This is a genomic window from Serratia sp. LTN-2 (assembly GCF_059740205.1).
In genome coordinates, this window is the sequence record NZ_JCAXDO010000012.1 from 121308 (window position 1) to 137370 (window position 16063).

General features: G+C 64.5%; 15 protein-coding genes. 10 read left to right on the forward strand and 5 right to left on the reverse strand.

Going from position 1 to position 16063, the window contains the following annotated elements:
- Positions 1 to 73 precede the first annotated feature (73 nt).
- Positions 74 to 1201: an iron-containing alcohol dehydrogenase gene (locus AC6BYQ_RS20535; protein ID WP_498057463.1), complete on the reverse strand. Its 1128-nt coding sequence runs from the start codon at positions 1199 to 1201 to the stop codon at positions 74 to 76.
- A gap of 229 nt (positions 1202 to 1430) precedes the next feature.
- Between AC6BYQ_RS20535 and AC6BYQ_RS20540 the strand changes: the two genes are divergently transcribed.
- The 3 genes from AC6BYQ_RS20540 to AC6BYQ_RS20550 all read left to right on the forward strand — a co-directional run bounded on the left by AC6BYQ_RS20540 (position 1431) and on the right by AC6BYQ_RS20550 (position 4095).
- Complete coding sequence (locus AC6BYQ_RS20540) at positions 1431 to 2189, forward strand: helix-turn-helix transcriptional regulator (protein ID WP_148874633.1); 759 nt, start codon at positions 1431 to 1433, stop codon at positions 2187 to 2189.
- Positions 2190 to 2409: 220 nt separating this feature from the next.
- Entirely contained in the window at positions 2410 to 3711 is a 1302-nt protein-coding gene (locus tag AC6BYQ_RS20545; RefSeq protein WP_019454940.1) for an NAD(P)/FAD-dependent oxidoreductase, read from the forward strand.
- Positions 3712 to 3729: 18 nt separating this feature from the next.
- Complete coding sequence (locus AC6BYQ_RS20550; RefSeq protein WP_060430949.1) at positions 3730 to 4095, forward strand: cupin domain-containing protein; 366 nt, start codon at positions 3730 to 3732, stop codon at positions 4093 to 4095.
- 39 nt (positions 4096 to 4134) lie between these two features.
- Here the strand turns inward: AC6BYQ_RS20550 and AC6BYQ_RS20555 are convergent, their stop codons facing one another.
- The 4 genes from AC6BYQ_RS20555 to AC6BYQ_RS20570 all read right to left on the reverse strand — a co-directional run bounded on the left by AC6BYQ_RS20555 (position 4135) and on the right by AC6BYQ_RS20570 (position 8120).
- Positions 4135 to 4941, reverse strand: coding sequence for an alpha/beta hydrolase (locus tag AC6BYQ_RS20555; protein ID WP_498057464.1), 807 nt, complete (start codon positions 4939 to 4941; stop codon positions 4135 to 4137).
- A gap of 94 nt (positions 4942 to 5035) precedes the next feature.
- Positions 5036 to 6148: a class II histone deacetylase gene (locus tag AC6BYQ_RS20560; protein ID WP_370520204.1), complete on the reverse strand. Its 1113-nt coding sequence runs from the start codon at positions 6146 to 6148 to the stop codon at positions 5036 to 5038.
- Entirely contained in the window at positions 6145 to 7332 is a 1188-nt protein-coding gene (locus tag AC6BYQ_RS20565) for an MFS transporter (protein ID WP_197667693.1), read from the reverse strand. Before AC6BYQ_RS20565 ends, AC6BYQ_RS20560 begins: the two co-directional genes overlap by 4 nt.
- A 140-nt stretch (positions 7333 to 7472) precedes the next feature.
- Positions 7473 to 8120 carry a helix-turn-helix transcriptional regulator gene (locus tag AC6BYQ_RS20570; protein WP_440528574.1) on the reverse strand — a complete coding sequence of 216 codons (648 nt, stop codon included), beginning with the start codon at positions 8118 to 8120 and terminating at the stop codon, positions 7473 to 7475.
- A 482-nt stretch (positions 8121 to 8602) separates the two neighbouring features.
- On the opposite strand from AC6BYQ_RS20570, the gene AC6BYQ_RS20575 reads away from it, so the two are divergent.
- The 7 genes from AC6BYQ_RS20575 (at position 8603) to AC6BYQ_RS20605 (ending at position 16061) form a co-directional block, all read left to right on the forward strand.
- Positions 8603 to 10315 carry an arylsulfatase gene (locus AC6BYQ_RS20575; RefSeq protein WP_154747142.1) on the forward strand — a complete coding sequence of 571 codons (1713 nt, stop codon included), beginning with the start codon at positions 8603 to 8605 and terminating at the stop codon, positions 10313 to 10315.
- Positions 10312 to 11496 (forward strand): anaerobic sulfatase maturase, encoded by a 1185-nt coding sequence (locus tag AC6BYQ_RS20580; RefSeq protein ID WP_498057465.1) that lies wholly within the window; start codon positions 10312 to 10314, stop codon positions 11494 to 11496. The genes AC6BYQ_RS20575 and AC6BYQ_RS20580 overlap by 4 nt, the downstream gene beginning before the upstream one ends.
- Positions 11497 to 11625: 129 nt before the next feature.
- Complete coding sequence (locus AC6BYQ_RS20585; RefSeq protein ID WP_019454948.1) at positions 11626 to 13119, forward strand: APC family permease; 1494 nt, start codon at positions 11626 to 11628, stop codon at positions 13117 to 13119.
- The gene (locus AC6BYQ_RS20590; RefSeq protein ID WP_498057466.1) at positions 13094 to 13684 is read left to right on the forward strand and encodes a DUF3156 family protein; all 591 of its coding nucleotides are present in this window, start codon (positions 13094 to 13096) and stop codon (positions 13682 to 13684) included. The genes AC6BYQ_RS20585 and AC6BYQ_RS20590 overlap by 26 nt, the downstream gene beginning before the upstream one ends.
- Complete coding sequence (locus AC6BYQ_RS20595; RefSeq protein ID WP_031300425.1) at positions 13677 to 14459, forward strand: SDR family NAD(P)-dependent oxidoreductase; 783 nt, start codon at positions 13677 to 13679, stop codon at positions 14457 to 14459. Before AC6BYQ_RS20590 ends, AC6BYQ_RS20595 begins: the two co-directional genes overlap by 8 nt.
- A gap of 11 nt (positions 14460 to 14470) precedes the next feature.
- Positions 14471 to 15268, forward strand: coding sequence for a molybdenum cofactor biosynthesis F family protein (locus AC6BYQ_RS20600; RefSeq protein ID WP_049300740.1), 798 nt, complete (start codon positions 14471 to 14473; stop codon positions 15266 to 15268).
- A 4-nt stretch (positions 15269 to 15272) separates the two neighbouring features.
- Positions 15273 to 16061, forward strand: coding sequence for an SDR family oxidoreductase (locus AC6BYQ_RS20605; RefSeq protein WP_498057467.1), 789 nt, complete (start codon positions 15273 to 15275; stop codon positions 16059 to 16061).
- Positions 16062 to 16063 lie beyond the last annotated feature (2 nt).

Genomic DNA, 16063 nt, shown 5'->3' on the forward strand with positions numbered 1-16063 from the left:
CGATGCCGGCGAAGATCCAGCCGATGATGCCCATTTCCTTAACTCCTGCTAGTGCTTTGATCTGATTATATAATCATTCGACGCGAAACGCCTCTTCGATCATCCGTTGCCGCTGCGCCGGCGCATAGTCGATCCAGGAATTCTTGCTGTTGGATTTCTCCAGCGCCACCGCCAATTCCTGGCCGGAAATCGGCAAATCGTCCTGCCAGAACGGCGCGATGGCGTGACGGGTGATGAAATCGGTCAGGTAGCTCTCCGGGCTGCCCTGCCAGTGCGGATACAAGCGCGCGGCCAGCTCGGCCATCAGCGCGCGCTGCTGCGGCTGTTCGCTGCTTTCCAGCAGGGCGAGGAACGGCAGCAGCAGGCGGCCGCAGACCTGGCCGTGATGGTAGTCGCGCAGTGCGCCGATCTCGCCGGCGATGCCGTGAATGACCCCCAGCCCGGCGGCGCTCAGCGTCAGCCCCCCGAGGTACGAAGCTTGCATAATCGCTTCGCGCGCCGCGTCGCTGCGGTTGAGCGCCGGCCAGGCCGCAAGGAAGTGGCGGATGCCGCTCAGCGACATGTCGCGCGTCATGGCGCCGGCGGTTTTCGACAGATAGGCCTCGAACAGGTGGGTGAAGGCGTCGATGGCGCAGTAGGCCAGCACCTTGTCCGGGGCGCCCGCCAGCAACTGCGGATCGAGAATGGCGGTATGCGGCACGAAGTTGTTATGGCGCAGCGAGGCCTTCACTTTGCTGACCTGGGTGTCGGTGATCACCGCGTTCTGCGTCACCTCGCTGCCGGTGCCGGCGGTGGTGGGAATGGCGATCAGCGGCAGGGTGGTGCCGCTGATTTTACTGTCGCCCACCTTTTCCATATAGCGCAGCGTCGGCAGCGGGTGCTCCACCAGCGCGGAGAACGCCTTGGCGGCGTCCAGCACGCTGCCGCCGCCGATGGCCACCACGCGCCGCACCTGGCCGCGCCAGCGCGCCACCCAGGCGTCTATTTCCTGCGGCGACGCCTCGTGGCTGACGATCTCAGTGCCGATGAACAGCGGCGTCAGCGACTCGCGCAGGCCGGCGTACACCGGGCCGTTGAGAAAAGAGCGGCAGCTGAACAGCAGCGTCGGCTGCGGATCGGCCAGCAGCAGCGGCGGCAGCTGTTGGATGCTGCCGTGGCCGAACCAGGTCTGGCGGTTGGCGATGATGTGGCTGACGGACATGAGGTCTCCTTGACGGCGTTGCGGGGCGCGATGCCACAGCATAAGCCAGCGGGCGCGGAGCGGCCACCGCTTTCCCCGCCGTGGCAACCTGTGAGTTGTTTAACATGTAAACGATCTCGCTCTTGCATTTCGGCGCGCCGGATGCTTTTTTTAACAGTACCGGCCGTCATGCGGCCAACCCCATCCGAAATCGGTAGATTGTTAATGTATTAATAATGGCGAGGCGGGTATGGATATTCAGGTTGAACGCTTGTCTGCGGTGATCGATGCGGTGGCCAGCCCGCGTTTTTATCCCAGCCTGCTGAACTGGCTGGAAGGGTTTTTCGCCTTCGACAACGCCATCGTCTATGCCTTCGAACGCGGCCGGCCGCCGCGCTGCCTGATCAAAACCGAGCGGGAAAACAGCGACGCGGTCAACCAGATCTACCAGCAGGGCGCCTACCTGCAGGATCCGTTTTACCGCGCGCTGAACGACGGCGGCGAAGGTGAGGTGCTGACGCTGCGTCAGCTGGCACCCTGCGGGTTTTATCACAGCGACTATTACCGTAACTTTTATCGCAAGACCGGCTGGCACGACGAGGCCGGGGTGCTGCTGCAATTGACGCCGGAGCGCGGGCTGGGCGTGTTCTTTGGCTCGGCGCGGCGCACGGTGGCGGTGCGTTACCCGCAGCGGGCGGATCTGCGCAGCGCGCTGACGCTGGTGAAAAGCGTGGCGCGGCTGCACGGTGAGGTGGTGGCGGCGCCGGCCGAGGCCGCGACGGTGAACGACGACGGCGCGCAGGCGCGCTATCTGCTGACGCCGCGCGAGCGCGAGATCGTCGATCTGATCCTCGCCGGCTGCGGTTCGCAGCAGATCGCCGACCGGCTGTTCATCAGCCTCGGCACGGTAAAAAATCACCGCAAGAACATCTACGGCAAGCTGAACATCGGCTCGCAGGCCGAACTGTTCAGCCTGCTGCTGACCGCCCCGCAGCGGCGCAGCGCGTGAATGTATCGATCTATCCCCTATAGCTTTCAAGCTACAGCTAGGCGGCCAGGACGAGAGTCCCCAGGAGCTTACTTAGGTAAGTGACTGGGGTGAACGTCAGCAGCCAACAACGCGGTAGTTTGAAAGATGAAGGGGACGAATGTCCCTAAGGGGACATAGCGGCACGGCTGCCGCCTCCCGATAATCCGATGTCATGGCATAGGCAATCGGGAGTGCGGCAGTGAACAACGAAATCGAGTCCTTAACCTACTACGCGGCGACCAAAAAATACGATCTGCGCTTCCCGACGCTGGAAGAGGATCTGGACGTCGACGTGGTGATCATCGGCGGCGGCTTCTCCGGTATCAACACCGCACTGGAGCTGGCAGAGAAGGGCATCACCAACATCGCCATCCTCGAAGGCCGCTATCTGGGCTACGGCGGCACCGGACGCAACGGCGGCCAGGTGATGGCCGGCATCGGCCACGATCTGGAGAAGATCAAACGCCACGTCGGCCCGTCTGGGCTGGAAACCATCTTCAAGATCAGCAACCTCGGCGCCGGCATTATCCGCGAGCGCATCAAGAAATATGACATCGACGCCGACTTCTGCTTCGGCTACGGCTATCTCGGCAGCAACGCGCGCCAGGAGAAGACCCTGCGCGGATGGCTGAAGGAGTTCAGGGCGGTGGCGCCGGACGAAGAGATCGAGCTCTACACCGGCGCGGAGGTGAAGCAGGTGGTGGGCTCCGACGCCTATACCTGCGCGCTGAAACACATGGGCGGTGGCCACGTGCATTCGCTCAACCTGTTGCTGGGCGAGGCCAAGGCGCTGAGCGGCTACGGGGTGAAAATCTTCGAAAACAGCAGCGTGCTCAACGTGGAATACGGGCCGCGCATCACGGTGCGCACCGCCATGGGCTCGGTGCGCGCCAACAAGATGCTGTGGGCCTGCAACGGCTTCCTCAATGGCATGGAACCGCAGATCTACCGCAAGACTATCAACACCTACGCCTTCCAGCTGGCCACCGAGCCGCTGTCTGACGATCTGATCCGTCAGATCAGCCCGATCCGCGGCGCCTACAGCGACATTCGCCCGGTGATCGACTATTACCGGGTAACCAACGAAAACCGGCTGCTGTTCGGCAGCGCCACTCGCCTGATCGAATATTTCCCGTCGGATCTCAAGGCCTGGAACCGCAACCTGATGCTGAAGGTGTTTCCGTACCTGAAAGACGTGAAGATCGATCTGGCCTGGGGCGGCCCGCTGTGCTGCAGCGCCAACCTGTTCCCGCAGATCGGCACGCTGCCGGATCGCGACAACGTGTTTTACGTGCAGGGCTACTCCGGCTTCGGCGTGACGCCGAGCCACATCGTGTGCAAGGTGCTGGCGGAGGGCATGAGTGAAGGATCCGATCGTTACGATCTGATGAGCTCGATCCCGCACGTCAACATCTTCGGCAAGGACAAGCTGCGGCGAGTGATGACCACCGCCGGTAAGGTTTGGCACCAGACATCCGGCTATTGGAAAGGCCGCCGTTAATCCTCAGAGGAGAATGACATGAAACCGTTACTGCTTAAACAATCGCTGCCGGAACTGCTGGAGATCGGCAGCGTCAGCAACCTCGGCGCCACGGTGATCGCCGGCACGCCGACCGTCGGCGTGGCCAGCATCTTCGGCGAACCGACCGACAATCTGAACTGTGGCGTGTTCAGCTGCACCCGCGGCAGCTTCGTGATGGAATATCCGTTCGCCGAGCACGCCACGGTGTGGGAAGGCAGCGCCACCCTGACCAACGAACGCACCGGCGAATCGGTGCAGTATCAGGCCGGCGACTCCTGGTTCGTCGAGAAGGGCACCCCAGTGCGCTGGGACATCACCTCGGATCGCTTCGTCAAACACTACCTCGCCATCGTCGAGGGCTGATGCCGCCATGCCCCCCTCAGCCCGCTGAGGGGGAGCGCCTTAACCTAACGCCCGCGCAATAAAGTCGCTTACCCGCTTGAGGATCTGATCCTTATTGGTTTCGTTAAAGCTCTCGTGTCGCCCGCCCGCATTGATCATCCGTTCGAAATCGTCGCCCCGCAGGCGATCGAGCGCGGTTTGCGTTTCGCTCATCAGCACCAGCCGATCGTCGTCGCCGTGGATCCACAGCGTAGGCAGCGGGCCGAACCCCGGCCCGGCGTTGATGGCGGCGAGGATCCGTTGCATGGCGCGCAGGGTGGGGCGTTTGAACGGCCCGTGCCACACCAGCGGATCTTCCTGATACGCCGCGCCAACCGCCGGATCGCGTGCCAGGGTGGCGGTATTCAGCGGCGCGTCGGGGATCGTCGGCAACTCGGCCAGATCGGAGATCGCCGTTCTGTCGCCGAGCAGCGGGCCGGACAGCACCAGCGCGCTCACCTCCTCGGCGTGGCGCTGCGCGTAGCGGGTGGCGATCATGCCGCCCATCGAGTGGCCGATCACCACCAGCGGCAGCGTCGGATACTGTTGGCGAAGATGCTCGACCACGCGCTGAACGTCGTCGACGACGGCGTCATAATCCTCGATCAGCACGCGCTCGCCCTGTGACAGGCCGTGGCCCAGATGATCGGGGCCGAATACCCGCGCCCCCTGCGCCTGCAGCGTGCGCGCCACGTATTGATAGCGGCCGAGATGTTCGCCGTAGCCGTGCACCAGCAGCGCCAGATAGCGCGGCTTGTCGTTTCCCCAGTCATGCAAGGCGATGTCGCCGTGGCGGCCTTTGATAAAGCTGACGGTTTGTTCGGGCATGTTATTGTTCTCATGGTGGTAGGGTTGCCCTTCAGCGTAGCGGCTGGCGGCGAGGTTGTCAGGGGCGCCGGATGCGGCGCCCGCAGAGAGGACATTACAGACCGAACTGGTGCGCCAGTTCGTCGAGCGCTTCGCGCTGGAAGCGATTGAAGGCGTCGCGCGGCTGCTGTTGCTGGATGAACGCCAACAGCGGATCCTGCACTTCAGTGCGCACGCCGCTCAGCTGCTCCATCACCGCCAGCCCGCAGAACGGCACGTAGGATTCGGCGTAGCCGCCTTCATGCACCATCACCAGTTTGCCGCCGCACAGCCGGTCGGCGGCGTCTTGCACCAGCGCGGTCATGGCGCGGAAGCTGTCGCTGTGCAGCTGCATGCGCGCCAGCGGATCGAGCGCGTTGGCGTCGTAGCCGCAGGCGACGATGATCAGCTCCGGCTCGAATTTTTCCAGCGCCGGGATGACGATGCGCCGCATGGCGTGCAGGTAGCCGTCGTCGCCGGCGCCGGCCAGCATCGGCACGTTGACGTTGCAGCCCGCCCCGGCGCCTTCACCGCGATCCCGTTCGCCGGAATAGCCCGCCGGGAAGCAGCCGTCCTGATGCAGCGACAGCGTCAGCACGTCGCCGCGCTGCCAATAGATGTGCTGGGTGCCGTTGCCGTGGTGCACGTCCCAGTCGAGCACCGCCACCTTGCCGAGGCCGTAGCGGGCCTTGGCGCGCTCGATGGCGATGGGAATATTGGCCAGGAAGCAGAAGCCCATCGATTGATCCGGCAGGCAGTGGTGGCCCGGCGGGCGCGACAGCGCATAGGCGTTATCCAGCTCGCCCTGCAGCACCGCTTCCACCGCCGCGCAGGCCAGCCCGGCGGAGAGTTTGGCGATTTCATAGCTGCCCGGCCCCAGCGGCGCCTCTTCCCCCAGCAGCCCGCCGCCGCTGTCGCTCACCTGTTTGAAACGCTGCAGATAGTGGGCGGGGTGGATGCGCAGCAGGTCTTCTTCCGTCGCCGGTTCGGCGCTCAGCAGGGTGAGTTGGCGCGACAGGCCGGACACGTCCATCAGGTTCTTCATGCGCCGTTTGGTTTCCGGCGATTCGGCGTGGCCGGCGCCCGAAGGCGGTTGCACCCAGCCGCCGACCGGCAGGGTGGTGGCGTGCAGGCCGGTGCTGTGCCAGAAACAGCGTTCATCAAACAAGAAACCGGTTGTTCTTTTCACCTTTCTCCTCCTGTTATACGGCGCGGTGTGCGCGGTGAAGCCAGCGAAATCAACAGCAGCGACAGCAGCGCGCAGCCCAGCGCGCCGAACAGCAAGGCGTTGAAACCGCCGGAAGATTCGATCAGATAGCCGGCCAGCGTCGGGCCGATGGCCATGCCACCGCCGATCACCAGGTTGATGCCGTTCATCAGCTTGCCGTCGTTATCCAACCCGGCGACCCGCGCGAGAATGAATGGCAGCACGAAGGTCCAGGTGAATTTGAACAGCAGGGCCGCCAGGGCGAAGCGCAACAGCAGGGGCTGGCCTGTCAGCAGCGCCACGCTGGCCAGTAGCAGGGCGTAACCGAGCACGATCAGGCGTCCGCCGCCGAAGCGCGCGCCGATCATCGCCGCGGCCCCCGCGCCGACGATGCCGAGCAAGGTGGCGACGGCCAGCACCTGGCCGCTGTGGGCCGGCGACAGCCCGGCGCCGGCGGCGATGCCGCCGATGAAGGTCCAGACAGCGCTCAGGCTGATGTAAAAGGTCAGCACCGCCAGTACGGCGCACAGCTTACGCGCCAGCGAAGCAGCGGGGCCGCTGCGGGCGGCGCGGGCGGCGGTGAAGCCGCTGGGAAACGCCGGGATGAGTGGCAGGCAGCACAGCATGATGGCCGCCAAAATCAGGTAGACCGCCATCAGGCCGAAGTGCGCGAACAGCGGCGGCAGCACCAGCAGCCCGACCGCGCCCAGCACCAGCTGGCCGAGCACCCAGAAGGCATACACCCGGCTGGGATTGGCGGTGCCGGCGGCGCAGGTGATGCACAGGATCATCAGGGTGCCGCCCGCCAGCGAGGCGATAAAGCGCAGCGGCAGCAGCAGGGTGAAGTCCTGCACCAGCGCCGAAGCCAGGTTGCCGGCGATAAACACCAGCGCCGACAGCGTAGCGACCCGTCGCCAGTTGATGCGCCCGATCCACCACCACGCCGGCAGCGTGGCCAGGCTCATGGCGCCGAGTTCGGTGGAAAACAGGTGGCCAATCTGCGCCGGGCCGAGCTGCCACTGTGCGGCGAGCTGGGCGGCCACGGCGGGGGCGGTCATCAGAATGCCCGGCGCGATGGCGGCGAAGACGATAATGGCGGTCAACAGCCGCGGCGGGCAGGGGAGCGCCGCGCCGACGGCGGGCGCGGAAACCGAATCACTGGACATAAAGCTTATTCCCCAAGCGTTGAGTGACGATGAAATATCCCGCCAGGCCCGATTGCGGGCAGGGGGAGGCCGCGCCATAGATGGCGAATACGTTCTGACGTTATTTTCCGGACGCCGGCGACGGCGGCCGTTATCGGGCGTTAACCGTGGGCGAGAAAGCCGCTGGCGACCAGTTCGGTGCGATTCACCACGTCGGTTTTGGCGAAAATATTGCGCATATGGGTTTTCACCGTAGACAGCGAAATGCCCAGTTTCAGGGCGATGCGCTTATTGCTGGCGCCTTCGCGCACCATATTGACGATCTCTTGCTCTTTGGCGGTCAGCATCTGCGCCTCGCTGTCGGGCAGCAGATCGCGCGTCGCCAGCTCGATCAGCGGCAGCACCGCGCGCAGGCGGCCGCGCTCCACTTCGGTGAACGGCGTATCGCGGATCAATGACACCCCGGCGACGATGCGCTTACGCTGGCGGATGAAAATCTCCGTCATGTCGCGCATGTCGTTCGGCAGCATAAAGTCGTGGTAATAGCGGCGGTTGCCGGCGATCGCCGCCGGGCTCATGCCGACCATGGTGATGTCCTGGCGATGGAAATTGGCCGGCTGCAGCGGGTCAATTTGCTGGAAGTGGTTCAGGTACTGCTGATGCGTTTTATCGGGCATGCCGTGCAGGATGTAGTGATCCGGCCGCAGGTTGCTATCGACCAGATAAAACACCCCGGCGGAGACCGGGATCAGGTGCGTAATGGTCGCCAAACAGCTGTTGATAAAGGCATCGGATGCGGTGCTGTGCATGATTCGTGTTCCTCCCTTTATCGTTCAATCCGGAGAATGTTGGCGGTCAATATATGAACGATACAAGCATAGTTGTAGCAATTTAGCAACACAATAAAAACATGTTAACAACGTGAGGACGATTGCAATAAAACACATAAATAACAAGATGACACTGCGTTAATCAGGGCTTTTTCGTTCGGATTTATCGCGATTTTCATTAATAGGTTAATGAAATAATTCACCGCTTTTCCCGCTGAATTTACAGCGCTTTTCAATGTCTGCCCGGGGGAAGCCCGCGCCGCCCTGCGCGTGCTACAGCCGCCGCTGTCGTCGCCGTCCCTCGTTCTTAAGAACGATAGCCAGGCTTTTCCGCCGCTTTCTACACTGCGAATTGAAGATAGCGCCAGGCGGCGGCAAACGTATAAGACGAAAAAATGATGACCTTTCTCGGGCTGAGGCGTCGGGTTGTTCAGTCCGCATGACCATACAGGGGACGGACGATGCAGAAAAAAACGTTGGCGGTGGCGTTGAGCGGCGCCTTATCGGGCCTGGCGCAGGGGGCGGACGCCGATCGCCCCAATGTGCTGATCATTCTGGTGGACGACATGGGCTACTCCGATATCAGCCCGTTCGGCGGCGAGATACCGACGCCCAACCTGCAGGCGCTGGCCGAACGGGGCGTGCGCATGAGCCAGTACTACACCTCGCCGATGTCGGCGCCGGCGCGTTCGATGCTGATGACCGGCAACACCAATCAGCAGGCCGGCATGGGCGGCATGTGGTGGTATGAGAGCACCGCCGCGCAGCCGGGGTATGAAATGCGCCTGACCGACCGCGTGACCACGCTGCCGGAGCGTTTTCGCGACGCGGGCTACGCCACCATGATGGCGGGCAAATGGCACCTGGGCTATGTCGACGGCGCCAAACCGACCGATCGCGGCTTTGAGCGCGCCTTCGCCTTTATGGGCGGCGGCACCAGCCATTTCGACGACGCGAAACCGCTGGGCACCGTGGAGGCGTTCCATACCTTCTACACCCTGAATGGCAAGCGCGTGTCGCTGCCCAAAGATTTCTATTCCAGCAAGGCCTATGCCGACCAGCTGGAACGGTGGATCCGCGAGACACCGCAGAGCAAGCCGATCTTCGCCTATCTGGCCTTTACCGCGCCGCACGATCCGCTGCAGGCGCCGGATGACTGGATCGCCAAATTTGACGGCAAATACGACGCCGGCTATCAGCTGGCCTATCAGCAGCGCATTCAGCGCCTGAAAGCGTTGGGATTGATTTCCGATCGCACGCCGATGCCGACGCTGGCGCTGGATAAGGCCTGGAACGCGCTGACGCCGGAACAGCAAAGATATGAAGCCAAGACCATGCAGGTGTACGCGGCGATGATCGCTTATATGGACGATCAGGTCGGCGCGGTGTTGAACACCCTGAAGCAGACCGGCCGCGACCAAAATACGGTGATCGTGTTCGCCACCGACAACGGCGCCAACCCGGCCAGCGGCTTTTACTACGGCTCGAAGCCGGAGTATTGGCGGCAGTTCGACAACAGCTACGCCAACCTCGGCCGCAAGGGATCGTTCATCTCTTACGGGCCGCACTGGGCCAACGTCAGCAATGCGCCGTACGCCAACTACCACAAGACCACCAGCGCGCAGGGCGGCATCAACACCGATTTCATCATTTCCGCGCCAGGGTTGAAGGGCCGCGGCGGTATCGATCGCACGCCGATGGCGGTGTATGACATCGCGCCGACGCTGTACGACTATGCCGGCATCGACGCCAATAAACCGCTGAAGGCCAAGCCGACGCTGCCGATGGTCGGCGTCAGCTTCAAACGCTATTTCAGCGGCGAGGCCGACGGCGTGCCGCGCGCGACCTACGGCGTGGAGCTGCATAACCAGGCCGCCTACGTGGATGGCGTCTGGAAGCTGAGGCGGTTGGTGAAGGCCGGGCCGACGGCGCAGATGGCGCCGTGGGGGCTGTTCAACCTGCATGACGATCCGCTGGAGACGCGCGATCTGGCCGCCGCCGACCCGGAGCGGGTCAAACGGCTGAGCGAGGCGTATCGCCGCTTTGCGCAGCAGAGCATGGTTATTGAAGCCAAAGGTGCAGCGATCGACTATCTCGGCGTCGACGCCAATACCGGCGACTACATCGGCCTGGATCCGCAGACCCACAAACCGTTGCCGCAGGCGGCGCCATGAACCTGGTCCAGCTGCGCGCGCAGCAGATCCCGATAGAGAGCGAACCGCGCGCGGCGGCGCCTTTTCACCTGCTGGTGAAACCGATCGGTGCCGGCTGCAACCTGGGCTGCCGCTACTGCTACTACCCGCAGCGCCAGCAAGCGCGGACGCGCAAGATGGACGACGACCTGCTGGCGGAGTTTATCCGCGGCTACATCGCCGCCCAGCCGCGCTACAGCCGCGAGATCAACTTCGTCTGGCAGGGCGGAGAGCCGCTGTTGGCGGGGATCGGTTTTTACAAGCGGGCGCTGGCGTTGCAGCGCCGCTTTGCGCCGCCGGGCGTGCGGATCAGCAACAGCCTGCAGACCAATGGCACCCTGCTGAACGATGCCTGGTGCCGGCTGTTCCGGCAGCATCAATTCATCATCGGCGTCAGCCTGGACGGCGATCGCGAGGTGCAGGACGCCCATCGGCCGGACAAGCGCGGCGGCGCCAGCTATGACGCCGCGCTGCGCGGCATCGCGCTGCTGCAGCGCCATCAGATCGATTTCAACCTGCTGATGGTGGTGCACGACGGCGTCGCGGACCGCGCCGAGGCGATCTACGATCATGCGGTGGCGATCGGCGCGCGCTATCTGCAGTTTCAGCCGCTGATGCTGGAAGGGGACGCGCCCGCCGCGGGTTACGGGCTGAGCGCCGCCAACTGGGGGCGTTTCATGCTGGCGGTGTACCGCCGCTGGCGCAGCCGCAGGCACGTCGGCCAGGTGTTTGTGATGAACATCGAACAGGTCTACGCGCAGTATTTCACTCACGTCAGCCCCAGCTGCGTGCACGCCGAACGCTGCGGCGGCAATCTGGTGATGGAGCCGGACGGTCGCCTCTACGCCTGCGATCACCTGATCAATGCGCAGCACCTGCTCGGCCATGCCGATCGGCAGACGCCGCTCGCCACCCTGGCGGCAAAGGCGGCGGAGATGCCGTTCGGCAAGAACAAAAGCCTGCGCCGCGAGTGCCAACGCTGCAGCGTGAAAAGCGTCTGCCAGGGCGGCTGCCCGGCGCATGTGGGCGAAGATCGCTACAACCGGTTGTGCGCCGGCTATTACGCCTTCTTCTCCGCGTTGCTGGCGCCGCTGCTCGCCTACCCGCGCAGCCCGCAGGGGGCGATGCAGTGGCGCGCCGCCGTGAGCGCGGCCGCAGGTTGAAAGCGTCTCGTCCTTAAGGACGATAGTCAGCATTTTCCTTTCCTCTCTATAGTGAGATGACCGCCACTGGCGGTGAAAAACCTGCAAGCACCTGCATGCATCAGGCCAAAACTATAAGAGGAAATAACCATGAACCTGTCGTCGCGGTTGCACGCCCACCTGGCTCGAGGCAAGGTCGGCTTTCCCACCACCCTGGCCAGTTCGGTCGGGGTGATCATGGCCAGCCCGGTGATCCTGACGGTCACCAGCGGCTTCGGCATCGGCGGCGACACCTTCGCGCTGGCGATGCTGATCGCCTTCATCATGATGCAGGCGCAGCTCACCACCTTCTCCGAAGCGGCGGCGCTGCTGCCGACCTCCGGTTCGGTTTACGACTACATCTCCTGCGGCATGGGGCGCTTTTTCGCCATCACCGGCGCGCTGTCGGCCTACCTGATCGTGCATATCTTCGCCGGCACCGCCGAGACCATTCTCTCCGGCATCATGGCGCTGGTGAACTTCGAGCACCTCAACACCCTGATGGAAAGTCACAACGCCTCCTGGATGGTCGGCGTCGGGTTGGTTGTCGTGTTCGGCCTGCTCAATGCGTTCGGCATCGAGGCCTTCGGCAAGGCGGAGATCGTGCTGACCTTCGCCATGTGGAGCACGCTGGTGATCTTCGGCATCGTCGGGCTGCTGTCGCCGCATGCGGTGCCGCTCGAGGGTTGGTTCGGCAGCACGCTGAGCCTGAACGATCCCTTCGCGGTATTCAGCCTGATCGGCATGGCGATGTTCATGTTCGTCGGCTGTGAGCTGGTGACGCCGATGGCGCCGGAGATCAAACGCTGCGATCGGGTTATCCCGCGCGCCATGGCGCTCGGGCTGTGCGGCGTGGCGGTGTGCATGGCGCTGTATGGCGCGGCGCTCAGCCACCAGGTGGAAAACGTGGTGGTCGATGCCGCCAGCGGCACGCGCCTGCTGGAAACGCCGATGGCCATCCCGGCGTTCGCCGGCCAGGTGATGGGCCAGTTCGGCAAATACTGGCTGGGCGTCGGCCTGCTGCTGGCGGGCGCGGCGACCATCAATACGCTGATGGCGGCGGTGCCGCGCATCCTTTACGGCATGGCGCTGGACGGCGCGTTGCCGCGCATGTTCGCGTATCTGCACCCGCGCTTTAAAACGCCGGTGGTCGGCATTCTGGTGGCGGTTCTGATCCCCTGCGTGCACGCCTTCGCCATTCAGGGCAACCTCGACAAGATCATTCCGTTGGTGCTGGCGGCGGTGTGCGCCTGGGGCGTGGCCTACCTGCTGGTGACCTGCTCGGTGGTCATCCTGCGCCTGCGTCGCCCCGATCTGCCGCGCGCTTATAAATCGCCGTGGTTCCCGCTGCCGCAAATCGTCTCCAGCGTCGGCATCGTGCTGGCCATCGTCTACATCACGCCGCCGGGGATGAACCCGAGCGACGTTTACATTCCCTTCGGCTGGATGATCGGCCTGACCGCCGCCTATGCGCTGTTCTGGACGCTGTGCGTGCAGAAAGTGAATCCGTTCAAGCCGGTGCCGGTCGAGCAGGTGCTGGAAAATGCCTTCGCCAAGGGCGAAAACGAGGAGGCGCAGTTTGATCGGCTTACTTCCCTCACTTAAACGCGCCTGGCGGCGAGCGCCGTCGGGCTATCGTCCGGGCGCCGCGCTGGATCGCCTGGCCCGCAACCTGGAACCCTACGCGTGCGAACGTCTGGCGCCGGGCCTGCTGCGGCTGACGCTGCCGCAGGGGCCGCAGATCGAGGTCAGCGAACAGGTGCAGGGGCTGTTTATGGCGCATATCGTCAGCCATCGCTTTCGGTTGCAGGGCGCGTGCGCGGCGCAGCCCCCGCTGACGCTGGACGTGGTGACCGGCGGTTGGCTGCGGCGGCGCGGCGTGCGCTATCTGCTGCGCCAGCGCCATGCGGCCGCGCAGCGGGTGCTGGATGGCCTGCTGCGCTACCCGCAGATCGGCGAGACGCTGGCGCAGCTGGATTTTCGCCGCGTGCGGCTGACGGTCAAAGACGGGCGCTGGCAGGTGGATATCGAGCATTTCGCCGCATCGGAGGTGGTCAGCCGTTTGCCGGCCGGCCGCCGCTATCTGCGGCTGGACGCCGAACAGCGGCGGCTGCTGTTGAGCAGCCTGCTGATGATCGGCCAACTGATGGAGAAGCTGAATCATGAATAGAGTGGTTGTGATTACCGGCGGCGGCACCGGCGTCGGCGCCGCCTGCGCCCGTCTGCTGGCGGCGCAGGGCGATCGGGTGTTCATCATCGGCCGCCGCCCGGAACCGCTGGCGGCGCTGGCGCATGAGATCGGCGCGCAGGCGCTGGTGGGCGACGCCGCCAGCGGCGAGAGCTGGGCCCACACGTTGCTGCCGGCCATTCTGCGCGACGCCGGGCGCATCGACTGCCTGATCGGCAGCGCCGGTGGCATGGGCTTCAAGCGCATTACCGAGATGACCGACGAGCAGTGGCAAGGGGCGATGGACAGCAACCTCAACAGCGCTTTCGCCAGCGCGCGCGCCTGCTTGCCGGAGCTGATCAAGAGCGGCGGCAACCTGCTGTTTGTCGCCTCGATCGCCTCGCTGGCCGCCGGGCCGGAGGTCTGCGGTTACGTCACCGCCAAGCACGCACTGATCGGACTGATGCGCTCCATCGCCCGCGACTATGGCCCGCTGGGCGTGCGCGCCAACGCGGTGTGCCCCGGCTGGGTGACCACGCCGATGGCGGACGAAGAGATGCAGCTGCTGATGGACGCCCATCAGATTTCGCTGGAGCAGGCTTACCAGATGGTCTGCCGCGATGTGCCGCTGCGCCGGCCGGCCAGCGCCGAGGAGATCGCCCGCGTCTGCCGTTTCCTCTGTTCCAGCGAGGCTTCAATCATTACCGGCGCGGCGCTGGTGGCCGACGGCGGCTCCACCATCGTCGATGTGCCGACATTGGCTTTCACTTCCCTGTAAGGAGCATTTCCATGAGTTCAGAAGCGGTATTCATTCAGGTTGGCGCGCTGGCGGAAGGCTTTGCGCCGCACAGCAATACGCTGGAACGCCAGCACGGCCTGGCGGGCACCACGCTGACGCTGCGCTTTCGCGACGGTGCGACCCAGCGCTGCCGGTTCACCGACGAGCAGACGCTGGAGTGGGGAGAGCGGCGCGGCGTCGCCTATCGCGCCACCAGCATTCGCCCCGGCGTGCTGTTCATCGATTTTCTCGACCCCGCCCGCGCCAACGCCAGCATTACGCTGGTGTGCGACCGCAATCAGGGCAACTTCACCGCGGTGTACGGCCAACTGCCGGACGAAGCGCAGGCGCGGCTCGACGCCTTCAGCCGGGTGGAACAGGGGCTGCCGCTGACCGCGGTCGAGGCCGAATTCCGCTTCGGCACGCTGGATGACGCCGACGTGGCGCCGCCGGGTTTTACCGATGAGCTGATCGGCATGCGCAATATGTACACCTACAGCCCGACCGAACGCTACGAGCATATCTACCTGAACGACAACTTCTACGCCTGGCAGTGTCTGGACGGGGTGGAGAAAGGGCTGGCGGACGTCGATCGCTGTCACTACGTGAAGGTGGCGGAGCAGCTTTATCTGTTCGTCTGGCGCGAGAAGATCATTCCGACGCTGGGCGTGGTGATGATCGATCTGCAAGGCATGCGCACCGACGGCAAGATCCTCGGCTATCAGGGCAGCGATTTCAGCGCGCTGAGCAACTTTGCGGTCGGCGCCCACGCGCAGGTGCTGAACACCACGCGCCACCCGCGAGGATAGGCCGATGAACGCAACCTATGCGGCCGACGCCTTCGTGGGGCAGGCGGTGCTGGTGACCGGCGGCGCTCAGGGCATTGGGCTGGCGATCGTCAGCGCCTTCGCCCGGTTGGGCGCCGAGGTGACGATCGCGGACGTGCAGCTGCCGCAGGCACAGGCGGCGGCGCAAACGCTGCGGGACGAAGGGTTGAGCGTGCAGGCGCTGGCCTGCGATCTGGCCGAGCCGGGGCAGATTGCCGAGGGGGTGGCGGCGGTGGGCGAGCGGCATCAACGGCTGGATGTGGTGATTCACAACGCCGCTTACTTTCCGCTGACGCCGTTCGCCGCCATCGACGCGGCCCTGCTGCAACGCACGCTGAGCGTCAATCTGATGGCGCCGTTCTTTCTGGCGCAGGCGGCGCTGCCGTGGATGCGCCGCTCCGGCGGCGGCAGTCTGCTGGTGACCTCGTCGGTGACCGGCCCGCGGGTGGCCTACCCGGGGCTGGCGCACTACGCCGCTTCCAAGGCCGGGGTGAACGGGTTTATTCGCGCGGCGGCGCTGGAGCTGGCGGCGGAGAAAATTCGCGTCAACGGCGTGGAGCCGGGGATGATCCGCACGCCGGCGATGGCCAACCTGGGCGACGCGCAGGTGAATCAGGCGATCGCCGCTGCGGTGCCGCTCGGGCGGCTGGGTGAACCGGAAGACATCGCCGCGGCGATGGTGTTTCTCGCCTCGCCGGCGGCGGCCTATATCACCGGCCAGACGCTGGTGGTGGACGGCGGCGCGCTGTTGCCGGAAACGAATGCTCAAGTTTGATT

Coding starts and splice junctions, on each gene's coding strand:
- AC6BYQ_RS20535 (WP_498057463.1), bottom strand. CDS start 1,201: ATGTCCGTCAGCCACATCATCGCCAACCGCCAGACCTGGTTCGGCCAC.
- AC6BYQ_RS20540 (WP_148874633.1), top strand. CDS start 1,431: ATGGATATTCAGGTTGAACGCTTGTCTGCGGTGATCGATGCGGTGGCC.
- AC6BYQ_RS20550 (WP_060430949.1), top strand. CDS start 3,730: ATGAAACCGTTACTGCTTAAACAATCGCTGCCGGAACTGCTGGAGATC.
- AC6BYQ_RS20555 (WP_498057464.1), bottom strand. CDS start 4,941: ATGCCCGAACAAACCGTCAGCTTTATCAAAGGCCGCCACGGCGACATC.
- AC6BYQ_RS20565 (WP_197667693.1), bottom strand. CDS start 7,332: ATGTCCAGTGATTCGGTTTCCGCGCCCGCCGTCGGCGCGGCGCTCCCC.
- AC6BYQ_RS20570 (WP_440528574.1), bottom strand. CDS start 8,120: ATGCACAGCACCGCATCCGATGCCTTTATCAACAGCTGTTTGGCGACC.
- AC6BYQ_RS20575 (WP_154747142.1), top strand. CDS start 8,603: ATGCAGAAAAAAACGTTGGCGGTGGCGTTGAGCGGCGCCTTATCGGGC.
- AC6BYQ_RS20580 (WP_498057465.1), top strand. CDS start 10,312: ATGAACCTGGTCCAGCTGCGCGCGCAGCAGATCCCGATAGAGAGCGAA.
- AC6BYQ_RS20585 (WP_019454948.1), top strand. CDS start 11,626: ATGAACCTGTCGTCGCGGTTGCACGCCCACCTGGCTCGAGGCAAGGTC.
- AC6BYQ_RS20595 (WP_031300425.1), top strand. CDS start 13,677: ATGAATAGAGTGGTTGTGATTACCGGCGGCGGCACCGGCGTCGGCGCC.
- AC6BYQ_RS20600 (WP_049300740.1), top strand. CDS start 14,471: ATGAGTTCAGAAGCGGTATTCATTCAGGTTGGCGCGCTGGCGGAAGGC.
- AC6BYQ_RS20605 (WP_498057467.1), top strand. CDS start 15,273: ATGAACGCAACCTATGCGGCCGACGCCTTCGTGGGGCAGGCGGTGCTG.